Origin of the sequence: Pseudoalteromonas sp. KG3, from assembly GCF_030436385.1 — a bacterium.
In the GTDB taxonomy this organism is placed as follows: domain Bacteria; phylum Pseudomonadota; class Gammaproteobacteria; order Enterobacterales; family Alteromonadaceae; genus Pseudoalteromonas; species Pseudoalteromonas prydzensis.
Map to the genome: position 1 here is coordinate 977,851 of NZ_CP098523.1, position 14,074 is coordinate 991,924.

The 14,074-nt window shown below is 39.2% G+C and carries 7 protein-coding genes and 2 pseudogenes; 4 read left to right on the plus strand and 5 right to left on the minus strand.

Translation table 11 applies throughout. From position 1 onward, the window contains the following. The first annotated feature begins 350 nt into the window (after positions 1–350). Positions 351–1,976, plus strand: a complete 1,626-nt coding sequence (locus NDQ71_RS04725) for an alpha-glucosidase family protein (RefSeq protein WP_301562349.1) — start codon at positions 351–353, stop codon at positions 1,974–1,976. 181 nt (positions 1,977–2,157) lie between these two features. On the opposite strand, the pseudogene NDQ71_RS04730 reads toward NDQ71_RS04725, so the two are convergent. Further along, a pseudogene (locus NDQ71_RS04730) lies at positions 2,158–2,535 on the minus strand (ISAs1 family transposase); the annotation flags it as partial. 64 nt (positions 2,536–2,599) lie between these two features. On the opposite strand from NDQ71_RS04730, the gene NDQ71_RS04735 reads away from it, so the two are divergent. Beyond that, complete coding sequence (locus NDQ71_RS04735; protein ID WP_301562350.1) at positions 2,600–3,499, plus strand: IS982 family transposase; 900 nt, start codon at positions 2,600–2,602, stop codon at positions 3,497–3,499. Positions 3,500–4,093: 594 nt separating this feature from the next. On the opposite strand, the gene NDQ71_RS04740 is transcribed toward NDQ71_RS04735, so the two are convergent. From NDQ71_RS04740 to NDQ71_RS04755, 4 genes and pseudogenes are all read right to left on the minus strand, one after another. Beyond that, positions 4,094–5,041, minus strand: coding sequence for a class I SAM-dependent methyltransferase (locus tag NDQ71_RS04740; RefSeq protein ID WP_301562351.1), 948 nt, complete (start codon positions 5,039–5,041; stop codon positions 4,094–4,096). Positions 5,042–5,073: 32 nt separating this feature from the next. Further along, positions 5,074–5,349 (minus strand): annotated as a pseudogene (locus tag NDQ71_RS04745) (DEAD/DEAH box helicase); the annotation flags it as partial. A 519-nt stretch (positions 5,350–5,868) separates the two neighbouring features. Further along, positions 5,869–8,526, minus strand: a complete 2,658-nt coding sequence (locus NDQ71_RS04750; protein ID WP_301562352.1) for a TonB-dependent siderophore receptor — start codon at positions 8,524–8,526, stop codon at positions 5,869–5,871. A gap of 247 nt (positions 8,527–8,773) precedes the next feature. After that, positions 8,774–11,161, minus strand: coding sequence for a DNA polymerase II (locus tag NDQ71_RS04755; protein WP_301562353.1), 2,388 nt, complete (start codon positions 11,159–11,161; stop codon positions 8,774–8,776). Positions 11,162–11,221: 60 nt separating this feature from the next. Between NDQ71_RS04755 and dinG the strand changes: the two genes are divergently transcribed. Further along, positions 11,222–13,297, plus strand: coding sequence for an ATP-dependent DNA helicase DinG (gene dinG, locus NDQ71_RS04760; RefSeq protein WP_192542898.1), 2,076 nt, complete (start codon positions 11,222–11,224; stop codon positions 13,295–13,297). Then, positions 13,297–14,073 carry a TSUP family transporter gene (locus NDQ71_RS04765; RefSeq protein ID WP_301562354.1) on the plus strand — a complete coding sequence of 259 codons (777 nt, stop codon included), beginning with the start codon at positions 13,297–13,299 and terminating at the stop codon, positions 14,071–14,073. Before dinG ends, NDQ71_RS04765 begins: the two co-directional genes overlap by 1 nt. Position 14,074: the final 1 nt, after the last annotated feature.

Consider the following 14,074-nt stretch of genomic DNA (forward strand, 5'->3'; position numbering starts at 1 on the left):
GTAAGACCATTAATGGCGCTGCACCATAACGCTACAGAACCCATAGAATATGCACCAAGTTGGATTTACTACTTTGTTAATGATACGAAAACGAGAATTGGTAAACATTCATTTGCCGAACACATACCTTTGTTAATAGGTTTTTATGAGACTGTTTTCCTTGTCAAAGCGATCTATTTAGCATGCATACGTATGTATCCTTTTTACAGTATCAAGCCCTTCACGTATGCTTTTTAAAAAATAACGTAGTTCGTTTTAATCGAACTGATAACAAGATTACGAACACACCATTTCTAAACAGCAATAATTGCTAGGGTAAAATGGGCAGTGTTGTCACGATGGAGAAAAAAATGGCTCAACAGCAGTGGTATAAAGGGGCAGTGATTTATCAGGTTTATCCGCGCAGTTTTCAAGATACCAACGGTGACGGCATCGGTGATTTAAAAGGGATCATCAGCCGGATAGACTATATTAAAAGTCTGGGTGTTGATGCTATTTGGATCTCACCATTTTTTAAATCGCCAATGAAAGACTTTGGCTATGATATCAGCGATTATCGTGACGTAGACCCTCTTTTTGGTGATCTTAATGACTTTGACGAACTTATTGCTCAAGCTCATCAACGTGATATTAAAATCATTATTGACCAAGTATTGAGCCACACATCAGACCAACATCAATGGTTTTTAGATAGCCGTGAAGACAAAACTAACGACAGATCTGATTGGTATGTTTGGGCTGATGCAAAACCAGATGGCACCCAGCCAAACAACTGGCTTTCTATTTTTGGTGGCCCAGCTTGGCAGTGGGAGCCGCGTCGTGGTCAATATTATTTGCACAACTTTTTTACTGAACAACCGGATCTTAACTTCCACAATCCAGATGTACGCCAAGCCGTATTGGATAACGTTGAATTTTGGCTGAAAAAAGGTGTAGATGGCTTTCGATTAGATGCGATTAACTTTTGCTATCACGATGCACAGCTTCGCGACAACCCAGCAAAACCGCCAGAAAAACGCCAAGGCCGTGGTTTTAGCGAAGATAATCCGTATGCATTTCAGTATCACCATTACAATAATACCCAACCTGAAAATATCAGCTTTATGCAAGATATTCGCACCCTGTTAGACAAGTATCCAGGTACCGTGTCTTTGGGTGAAATATCATCAGAAGACTCACTTGCTACTATGGCTGAATACACCGCCGGTGGCGATAAACTGCATATGGGTTACAGTTTTGAGCTACTAACCAATGATTACAGCAGTGAGTATATTCGCACAACAGTTAAAACACTGGAAGAACGTATGACTGAAGGTTGGCCTTGTTGGGCGTTTAGCAACCATGATGTAGAACGTGTGGCTAGTCGTTGGAGTAACAATGGCGAAGTAAACCCTGCGCAATGTAAAATGCTCAGCGCTTTGCTTGCATCACTGCGCGGTAGTGTGTGTATGTACCAAGGTGAAGAATTAGGCTTAGGTGAAGCAAGTGTGGCGTTTGAAGATTTACAAGACCCGTACGGTATTACCTTTTGGCCAAACTTTAAAGGCCGTGATGGCTGTCGTACACCAATGCCTTGGCATAATAACGACTGCGAACAAGCAGGGTTTTCAACTGTAAAGCCCTGGTTACCTGTTGATGAGAACCACAAGCTGAAAGCTGTTAATGAGCAAGATAGCGATCGTGATTCAATTTTAAATGCCTTCCGTCACTTTATGGCATGGCGAAAAGAACAAGCAATTTTGCTTGAAGGTGATATCGAATTTATTAACACGCCAGAGCCATTGCTTGCCTTCTATCGCCACTTTGCAGGACAAACAATGTTATGTGTATTTAACTTAGCACAGAAATCGGCAAGCCTCGATATTCAGCACACTAACATTACGCCTCATGAAGAGCTTCAGCACCACGTTGGTACTGTTGAAGAGCACACCCTCACCCTGCCCGGTTTTGGTTGTTTTTACGCAGCAGTTAGTTAATATTTTTTAGTAATATAAAAAGAATTTGCAGGATTGTAATTTCCTTTTCGAAAAGAGTAATCGGTCATAATCTATATTGTGGCCGATTTTTTTGGTTCTTTATACGACTATAAACAAGATTCACTTAACATTAATGCAATTCATACAAAATATAGTACACGTGCAAACTTTGTTAAAAATATTAACCAAACAGAAGTTCTTCTCTAAAAGCATCATAATAAGCTCTCACAAACTTACTTCCTATTGAATCCTTGTTTTTCGTATGCTGTTAAACAATGCCCCTAACGACGCGTCTAAATAGTGCCATATGTTGCGCACTTAGTGGCTCATCTATTTGACAGGTATCTTCTTTAAATACGACATTGAGTATCCAGTGTTGCTGATTTTATGTCAGCCAATGCTGTCTTATTGCTTTACTCATCAATATATTGTCTGTCAACGATGTTAGGTATTAATATGTATCTATACTCATTCTATTCACCTTCGTTCGCTCTCGCTGCACCGCAACTATTGTCCTAGCTAACCTGAGCTTCGGATAAGAAATTACTAATTTAAAGGAACTAAATGCTCGTTCCATGATCCGATCATTCGACCAAGAGTGATTAGAACAAAAAGGAACGAGCATGAACAAGTTAGTTGAAACGTACTGTGATGTCGATGATTTTTCAAAGTTATTTTTCCCAAGCTGGCAGCGTATATTGCTCGAAAATGGTGAAATTAAACGTCGAAGAGTATGCCGCTTATCTCCGTCAGAGGTGATGACTATTATCATCCATTTTCACCAGTCACATTACAGAGATTTCAAAAACTACTATCTTCACTATGTTTGCCGTCAACTTAAAGCCTATTTTCCAGAGTTGCTGAGTTACACAAGGTTTCTCGCGCTTATGCCTAGTGTGGTGGTTCCGATGTGCAGTTACCTCACATCAAAACTTGGCAAGCCCACAGGTATACAATTTGTTGACTCCACTAAAATAGAAGTGTGTCACATCATCAGAGCTAAAAGAAATAAAGTGTTTGAAGGCGTTGCTCATCATGGAAAAGGCACTATGGGTTGGTCATATGGATTCAAACTACACTTAATAATTAATCATTTAGGTGAGATTGTGGCGCTAAAGCTCACAACGGGCAATGTGGATGATCGAGAGCCTGTTTCTGATATGGCGGACTCTATCTTCGGAAAACTCTATGGCGACAAAGGTTATATCAGCAAAGCACTCTCTGGTGAGTTACTAGAAAAAGGTGTCGAGTTAATCACGACGGTTCGAAAGAATATGAAGAAAAAATTTATTTCATTGTGGGACAGGGCTTTATTGAAAAAACGATTTATAATCGAAACGGTGAATGATCAATTGAAAAACATTTCTTACATTGAACACTCTAGACACCGCAGTATGCATGGCTTTATGCTAAATTTACTTGGTGGATTAATTGCCTATTGCCTAAAAGAGGAAAAGCCGTCATTAGATTTAACATCGCAAGAACTTGAAATTTTAGAGAGTAATAATCTAATGTTGGCTTAACCAGATCTCAGGTTATTTAACATTTGATTCTCTCTGGCCATATTTATATATGATTTTATTAGTTTTAATTGCTAAATAAGGAAAAGTACTGTCCAAAAAAGTACAAGTACCCAATTGAGCTAATTAATACCAATATCGGGAACAGTCAAAGATCAACACTTTTTTAACCTTGAAGCTATTTGCTTTACAATTAATACAAAAGAAAACATAACTAAAATCAATTATAACCACCTGTTTTCATGAATTATTCATCAAATAGCTGGCGTTGAAAAAACACGTAACTAAAATAATACTGTTTATAGAGTGAGCAAGTTATGAAATGCTCGAAAATATCAATATACAATATCGATAAAATTTGGGAAGGTAGAACGAAGCTAGATTCATCACGTAATCAAAATTTTTTATTTCAATTTAAACTTAAATTTACAAATTCCTTAGGGCTGTTTAGTGATTTGTATTTAACTTTTTCCTTATTTATTAGAAGTCATATCAGCCACTATAAACCTAACGAAAAAATAACATTAATTATATTTTTAACCTGAAGAGTTTCCTAAAACACAATAAAAAACCAAACTCCATAATTTTAATACTCAACTACTTAACAGCCTTGATTACCCAGCATAAAATACCTATTTCTAATTCGATAACATCAAACTCAAGTGAAGTCCAATTATTGCCTACAAAGGTCTTGATATTCTCCACGTTGAAGTTTGACCACGAAGCAGAAAATTGATCTTGTAAACGCATTTGAAAAGCATCAAGTTTTTCTCGAAAATTCTCGACCCTAACTGTATCAGTTCGTCGCCAATCCATAATAATGGGCAGGAGTTCCTTTACGAGTAAATTATACCAATCTAATTCATTCTCAGAAGAACATTTACTTTGTTGCAGTTTCACTGTTTGTAATAAATTAGCATTTTTTTCTTTAAACTGAATTTGCTGTATTGATGTTAGTTGAGCTTTATTATCTATACTTTGGCAAAAATCGCCGAAGTCTTGCAATTGTGCCAATAAGCCACCTGGCTGATTTAAAGAATTAAGCACTTTCAACCCAATTTGGCAATCTGCAGAAATAAATGAGTCTTGATGATGTACTAACGCAATAAACTCACCATTATGTTTTAAGACCTTATTTACCGCTAAAAGAGCGGCGGCGGGCTCTGCATACTCAAAACCAAATTGACTTATAACACTACCAATTTGAACGTTTTCAAACGCTAAGGTTTCAGAGGGCATATTGCCATAAAAATGTATTTTTTCGAGGTGTTTGTAATTAGGATCTGAGGGGCCATGTTGAGATAATTGTGCTATGTTTGCCGTGTCTGATGCATAAACATCAAAACTTGCATTAAATTGCTGCGCTAAAACAGCCAATCCACCATTCCCGGTAGCTAGGTCTAAAATTGTAGTTGATTCTGGTAGTGATTTAAAAATAGTTTGCCAAAAACTGGCGACAATGCCTTTATAACCTTGGCTATGCTCCCCTTCTGCAAAACTATTAAGTGATTTGGTCCTTGACCAGTATGAATTCCAATGTTGCATTTTTTACCCATAAAAAAAGGTGGGTTTTAAAGTAACTGATGATTTAACGATTTTTCTTTTAATCCTGCGGAAAATATACTCGCCTCAAGACCAAAGCTTTTATACTTTTGAGCATTTTGCTCAACCAATTCTTTTACGTGCGCCAACACCAATATTTTTTGTTTAGCAATACGCGCAAGTTCAGCTATCACCAAACTTTTACCCGCACCTGTAGGCAGCACAATGACAGCAGGATCATTGGTTTTTCTAAAGTGTAAAACGGTACGTTCAACCGCTTCGCTCTGGTAGGGTCTAAGGGTGTAGGTCATCAGAACTTCATAAAATCTATGGAACTAAGATAGTACCAAAAAAGCTACAGTACAGAATAGTACTAATGTAATGGGTTATTTTCAGAAATGTGTAAATATATAAAAGGAATAATGTATATCTATAAAAAGCCAAGTAATGTTGGCCCTTGTATATTGAATTAATTAGAAACGAATGTTTGAACGCCTGTAAGTCTTTTAGGCACCACTCAATATTAGCGATAAATATCGAAAACTTAGGCAACATCCTTAGCCATAATATCATTTCGTAATGATTAGTTTGACATTTTTAGTTTTGAAGCCTACCAAGTATATCTAGATTTTTTAGGTTGAATATACTTATACATTCTTGTCTCCCAACTTTATGAGAAAGTGTTTACAAAACAACAGGAAAACCAATAATATTAGAAAATATATTGCGTCTAGTGCTGATACACTTCTAACCACTTAGTAATATAAAAATAAGCAAACATAGATAACTACGGCTAAATTTAGCCGTAGTTATCAAGCATAAGTTAGCTATTAAAACTTAAACTTAAAGCCAGCAAAATATAACCTTCCTACTTGACTGTATAAGTTGCTATTATAAGTTAAATCAGATTTCAAAATAGGATCTTTATCTGCAACATTATTTACACCAGCTGTAAGCTCTAAATTCCATGGAGTAACATAAGTGTAGTTAATATCAACAATGTTATAAGAGCTTAAATCACCAGCAGCAGTGAATATTGTGCCTGTTTCATCTGCTTCAGTCTTTTCTGCTGTAGAGGCTATATGGTTAAAGTTAACGTTAAACATATGAGATTCAATATCCCAAGTTAAACCTAAACTAACACGGCGTTCAGGAAGACCTGCACGGCCAATTTTATCGACATTAGCATATCCGATGATGTCAGGCTCTTCATAACTTAGTACTTCAGACCATGCAAAGTTCGAACGTAGCTGGCCTGCTTCACCTAAGTCAAAGACACCATTCAATTTAAAGTCTAAGCCATCTGTTGAAAAACCTGGTATGTTTGCCATAGGAGCTGTAACTAGCAATGAACGACCTGTAGGGTTGCCTCCACGGTCAACGGCAACCTGATCATAACCGGCCGCATTATCACTTGGATTTTCTGGGTCGCCAAGAAGTCCTGCCAGCTCTAGATCAAAAACATCTTGAGCTGATAAAGAACTGATCTGATCTGTAATTTCGATATTGTAGTAGTCTAAAGAAATATCTATATTATCAGTAACATTATAAACAACACCTAGATTTATGCTTTCTGACTCTTCAGGTTGAAGCGATTCAGTACCAATATAGTACGTTGTATGTTGAGCTTCTCGACAATCACCTCTTGAAGTACCTGCTGCATTACAAAGAGTAACATCTTTTGCGTAAGCTGCTGACTCAGAAGGAGCTTTGTATAAATCTTCTAAAGTAGGTGCTCTGAAGCCTTTACCCCATGAAGCACGGAGTACTAACTCATCTAGAGGCTGGTATTTGATTGAGGCCTTAGGTACAAAAGAAGAACCAACATCACTGAAATCGTCATAACGTGCAGCAAAGTTTAACTCTATCTTGTCTGATACTGGAACTAATAACTCAGCAAAAACTGCACTTTCTGTTCTGTCACCAGAAGCAGAACCACCGGCAGTTCCTATGATATTTTTAGCTTCATTTTGTGCTTCAGCTTGGTCATAATAGTCAGTTTCACGGTAGCTGGCACCAATATATAAACCTAAATCTCCAGCTGGTAAGCTTGCTAGATCGTTAAAGCTAACACCTGCAGTTAATTCGCGAAGAGTGCTTCCTGAACGACGATTACTGTTAGCTGCAAAACTAGCTAATTGCTCAGTATAAGCGCTCTGATCTGGGTCTCGAGGATCCCAACCATCCAAGATTGCATTTTCAACACTAGGACGATGAACATAACCTTGTCCCCACTCATTCATATCGTAACGATTGTAGTGAGCATCTACATGCCAATCTAATAGCTCATGCATACCATTTAGAGAAGCACTCCAATCCGACATGTTACTTACTTGCCAAGTATCGCGAGCACCGATTGAGTCAAAACGATAATAGCCACGGTCACCTTTGTTTACAGCCGTGAGGCCTTTATTAGTATCTTCTGCCATATCGATTGGGAATGCAAACCAACCAGCAGCAGGTGCAAAGCGACCGAAGCTTTCGTTACGTGAGTTCAATGAACGGAAATTGAATAATATGTCGTCATTAACATCATAGTCGAAGTTAACAAATACTGAATCGCGTTTTGTAGAGGCAGCATCTGCTGCAAGAGCTGTGTAATCGTAGTGACAGCCGTCATCTGCTGGATAATCAGGAGCATCGTTGTGGTACTTAAAAGCTTCTCCATAAGCAGAACAATCACCAGTTGTTACCATTGGATTAAACTCAAAAGTAGCCATATCTAAAATATTTCTACCGTACCAACTCTGCCCAGTAGTACCAGCATAAGTACCTGAGCCATCATCTGTCGAACGTGAGAACCAACGGTCACGTTGAAAAATTATATCTCTCTCGTCGTGCTCATAGCTGAATACTAGATTCGAATTCTCTGATTTTATACCTGTAATGATAGAGAAAGACCCTTCATCACCACCGCCATCGCGGCTGGGGTTACCCATGCGGCCTTGAACTTGAACACCTTCAAAGTCTTTCCTAAGGATAATATTCACTACCCCGGCAATAGCATCAGAACCATACACTGCAGAAGCACCATCTCCCATAACCTCGATTCTTTCAACTGCAGCAAAAGGGATAGTATTAAGATCTGCAGCACCACCACCCATTACTGGAGAACCAGGCATTTTTTTACCATTGATTAGCACTAAAGTACGTGAAGAACCTAAACCTCTTAGATTAACAGTTGCTTGGCTTTGTGCTGTATTACCTGAAGATGGTTGTATTGAACCAAATGAGTTGAAAGTAGAGCGATTCAGAACATCCGCAACACTCAGTTGACCTGAGTTATCTAGCGTCATTCTATCTAAGACAACTACAGGGTTAGCACCTTCCAAATCTGTACGCTTAATGCGTGAACCTGTTACTTGGATTCTCTCAACTTGCTCTGCGCCTTCTTCTGCGGCAAATGAACTTGCTGAAAACGCAGCTGTTGATGCTGCACCAAAAGCGATCGCTAAGCGAACTGCTTTTGAAACTTTATTATTTAACATTTGATTCTCCCTGGACCACTATATTGTGGATTATTTTTATATAAATTATCGCAAGCAACAAACACACTTTGTTACTGCTATTGGATATTAAACAAAAAAAACCACTCTTGCCAAGTTTTGTTTACCTATTTTTAAACAAAAACACAAAATAAATGATAAAAATGTAAAAAAAGACTCGATACGAACAAAAAACAAACAAACCATACAAAAGCAAAGTAAATTAAAGTTAAAATAGTATCTGGAACTTTTAAAAAAGGTTTTTTTGTTTCACATTTATATAACCATTTGTCAAATCTAAGGCATTGAATATCATTTCAGCGATTGGTGTAAGTTGCTTTTCGATGTAAACGCTGTAGTCAAATTGATACTCAGTCGCGGTAGTTTTTTCTATAAATAACTCTGGGCCTGATTTTGTATACACATACTCAACAATCTGCCCTTTGTTGATCACAAACTCAGGATGTAGGGCTTGATATTTTTTTACTGCTTGTACTTGCGGCGGGATATTTTTTTGATAATCAATTAAATGTTGGCCGAGCCTTTTTCTATACACGAGCTTATCGTCAAATTCACCTGCGTATAAACGAGTAATATAACTTTCAATAATGGGCGTTAACATTTCTACGCTGAAGTTATCTAGGAATAAGGTAGTAAATAATTCGGTTTGAAATTCATGGGCAAGCTGGGTCCAGTCACTGCGCGCAGTTTCCATCCCTTTGAAAATTAATTGCTTTTCACCATCTTTTTGCACTTGACCAACATAACGCTTTTTTGAACCGGTGGTTTTGCCACGGATAGTTGGCATAAAGAATGGGCTATAAAGTGTTTCAAATTCTATTTCTAAATAACTTTGTGTCGCGAAGCGCTGTTTTATTGTTTGCTGCCACTTTTTATTGATCGTATTAGCTAATTGCTTGCCGATTTCTTTACAACTTGCGGCATCTAGATCGTCGGGTAAACTTACGAATGTGGAATCGGTATCGCCATAAATAACACTGTATCCAAGTTCTTCAATCCATTGACGCGTGGTTTGCATAATCTCATGACCACGTAGTGTAATAGAGCTTGATAAACGTGGATCATAAAAGCGACATCCTTTAGATCCTAACACCCCATATAAACTGTTCATGATGATTTTTATAGCTTGCGACAGCATGGGTTGATCAGTGTTTTTTGCGTGCTGCCTTGATGAGGCTAACTTTTTTATTAAATTAGGAAGGTGATGCTCAGTGCGGGAAAAAAATGCGTCTTTAAAACCGGCTATCGCGTTATCTGGATCTGCTAAGCCGCGAATTAGCCCAAGCGGATCAATACAAAACGTTTGCATAATTGATGGATACAAGCTTTTAAAATCCAGTACGATGACATTTTTATACAGCCCAGGAATTGACTCCATCACAAATCCACCAGGACTTTCAAACGATAAACCATGATCGCCTAAGTTTGGCGCAACGTAGCCACTGCGATGTAATAACGGTAAATATAAGTTAGTAAATGCCGCTACAGAGCCGCCCATTCGTTCCAGCTCAAGCCCTGTTAATTGCGTACGAACTATCGCAAACTCGATTAATTTCAACTGTGCAAAAATACGATTCACGAGCACACAGTCTTGGCGGTTATAAGCGGCGAGTGATAGCTTGTCCTCATTAAATTGACGAATAATTTCACTCAAGCGATTATCACTTTGGATCAGTTTTTTTTCACCAAGCACTTTATGGCTCACATTCGCCAGAGAAAAACTATTAAAATGGTAAGTGGCATTTTTTAGTGTATCAATACCATCAATCACACAGCGCCCTGGTAGAGTTAAACGAGTAAAATGTCCTTCGCGTATCTGAAGTTGTCCATGGCCGCGGCCCAGCAATAATTTAACCCCCAGCGCTTCAGCGCGGCGATTTAGTACTGAAAAATCAAACTCAATGACATTCCAACCAATAATGATGTCAGGATCGACTTGCTGTACCAACTGTTGTAATTGCGTGAGTAAATCAATTTCATCAAGGCACCAATAAATGCGTTGCTCGCTCTGTTCAGGTTCACCAATCATTAGTACGCTGTCAATTCCCTCACCTACTAAGCCAACAGAAAACAACACCCCCTCTCCACTGCATTCGATATCTAATGACACCGCTTTAAACTGTGGAGTATATGGATCGGCGGCTTTTAACTGAGCATTATCGATTTGAATATACCCTGCTTGCTGAGTGACATCACCGGTGACCCACACCCCACCACGAATAAAACGTTCCATTAAAAAACGGTCACTGTGGCGTATATCACCTTCATACACTGTGATTTGATTATCGATAGATTGGCTCTCAAACACCTGCCGAGCTTGATATAGTGCTTGCGAGCTGGAGAAATAACACGCAATACATTGTTCGCCGCCAAAATGTTGCATTGGGACAGGTTTAAATTCAGCGGTAAGATTTTGTTGACGAAGCAATTGTTCAGCTAGGGCATGCTGTTTTTCTGGAATAAAAAAAACCGCCTGCTGATTTGGCACTAACACTTTTATCGGTCCGTGATCTGAGCTCAACCAATAACAGAGGGTGATCCCGCTATGGCGGCTATACTTATCAGCAGCATATTGTTGCCTTGAAAGTATAAAGCCTTGATAGATTGCTTGTGTCAATGTTCGATCCCAATTAATATACAGCACTGTAATTATATACATACTTTAGGTTATTCACCCATGCTTTCTGATACATTAAAAACGACGATAAGAAAAATTCATAAGCATGTGGCCGATAACCTGAGTGATTATCGCCCTCGCAGCAGCCAAAACTATCTAGTAGCAGAAATCGCCAAAACGCTGGCTGGCGAATACCATAAAAAACAACGTATTTGCGTTATTGAAGCAGGCACTGGTACGGGAAAATCGCTGGCTTATTGTTTAGGGGCATTACCACTGGCGCTTGCGCAAAAAAAGAAGTTAATTATTTCAACCGCTACGGTAGCCTTGCAAGAACAATTAATAAGTAAAGAATTGCCCTTTTTTAAAAAACATTCAGGCCTTGATTTCAAATTTGATTTAGTAAAAGGTCGCCAACGTTATATTTGCGCGCACAAGCTACATAATGCAGTCAATGGCGATAGCCAAACACAAATGGAGTTTATGCCAACACTCTCATCGCCACTAAGCGTGATGGAAACTAAATGTTTGCAACAGCTCTACGATGCTTACACTAATAAAAAATGGCAAGGCGATCGAGACAGCTGGGCTGATACCATTCCGGATCGCGTTTGGGGACTCATTGCTTGTGATAAACATGCTTGCCAACGGCAAATGAAAGCACATCAAACCTGTCCATTTCAGCTTGCTCGCCAACGCTTAATGCAAATGGATGTATTAGTGATTAATCATTCATTATTATTGGCTGATCTTGACCTAGGTGGCGGGAAAATTTTACCCGAGCCAGATAATAGTATCTACGTTATTGATGAAGCTCATCACCTTGCTCATATTACGCGTGACTTTTCATCTGCCGCAGCCACCATTAAAGGCACCATTGATTGGCTTGATAAACTCACTAAATTTAGTGGCAAAATGGCCAAAGTATTAGTCGGTCAAAAAGCCATTGGGCAAAACTTTAAGCTTTGTGACAGTATTAATGATACCAATAAAGACTTAAAAGTTGTTCGCGATATTTTGGATAATGCCGATTTTAACTATTCAAAAGACGATACATACCGATTCGAGCATGGTGAAATACCTGAATCGTTGCACACTAAAGCCAAAGATATCAGCGAAGCCACCCTCGATGCCCTGCGCTGCTTAAATAAAATGCACGATACCTTAGTACAAGATGTCAGTGATGGCGATATCAAACCGTATGTTGCCGATCCTATATTAGGCGAAAGCGGTCATTACATTAATCGTTTAGAGCAACTAAACAAACTGTGGTACAGCTATGCCACCAAGGGGGAAGGCACACCACATGCGCGTTGGATAAAGCGTTTAGAATACAAAAATCATCACGACCATCTACTCAGCGATTGCCCTATTGAAGTTGGCTACTATTTAAAAGATAAACTGTGGCGACAATGCGCAGGCGCGGTTTTATGCTCAGCAACCCTGACTGCGCTTGGTTCATTTGATCATTTTGCTTACGAAAGCGGCCTGACTAAAGAAGAAGGTGTAAAATACTTGAAAGTGCCTTCTCCGTTTGATTACCCTAATCAAGCCACCTTGCATATACCCACCTCACACATCGAGCCGACGGATAAAGAGTTTAGCGATCATCTGGCCAAAGTATTGCCGGATCACTTAAATACACAACACGCTAATTTAGTGTTGTTTGCATCTTACTGGCAAATGGATCATGTAGTAAAAGCCTTGCGCGCTAAAAACCTCGATATTTTAGTGCAAGGTGAAATGTCGCGTGAAGCACTATTAAAGCAACACACAAAGAATATAGATGCGGGCAAAGGCAGTATTTTATTTGGCACCCAAAGCTTATCCGAAGGGCTAGATTTACCCGGTAAATACCTTGAGAACTTAGTGATCACTAAAATCCCATTCGCGGTGCCCACCTCCCCCATTGAAGAGGCACAAGCAGAGTTTGTACAAAGCAAAGGCGGCAATCCATTTTTATCTATCACAGTGCCTGATGCGGCCAAGAAATTAGTGCAAAGCTGTGGTAGACTGCTGCGTAAAGAAAACGATCAAGGCCGTATTACTATCCTCGATCGCCGTTTAATAACCAAGCGATATGGCAAAGCCATGCTGGACACATTACCACCCTTTAAAAGACAAATAGATTATTAATGTTTGAACTTGCACTAGACCCAACAACCTGGGCACTTCTTTGCGTGGTGGCACTTGCCGCTGGTTTTATAGACGCCGTGGCCGGTGGCGGCGGTATGTTAACTGTGCCCGCGCTTTTAACCGCTGGATTGCCGCCACATTTAACACTGGGCACCAATAAACTCGCCGCGAGTTTTGGCTCACTCACTGCAAGTGTGACTTACTTTCGTAAGCAACTATTTAATCCACGATTTTGGGCCGCTTCTATCATGGCAACCGCCATTGGCGCGTTAATTGGCACACTAATTGTTGATTACCTTAGTATCGGATTTTTAAACAAGCTATTACCCATCGTGATTATTTTAGTCGCTTGTTATAGTTTGTTTGGCAATTTAAGCACGGTAGAGCACGATGATCTTCCACCATTGAATAAAGCAACTAAAATAAAACAATGGTTGCAAGGCTTAAGCTTAGGCTTTTTTGATGGCTTAGCGGGCCCTGGCACCGGCACTTTTTGGACTGCATCAAATAGCTTACTGTATAAAATGAGTTTACTGCTAAACTGTGGTTTAGCCCGTTCAATGAATTTTGTGTCAAATTTTGTATCTCTTATAACGTTTGTTGCGCTTGGTCATGTTAACTTTTTACTCGGCATCACTATGGGCTTCTTTTTGATGTTTGGAGCCTGGCTTGGCGCTCATTCAGCAATTCGGTTTGGCAGTAAGTTTATTCGCCCGGTATTCAATACTGTGGTGATAATTTTAGCGCTAAAACTAATTTACGAGGCTTATTTATAAA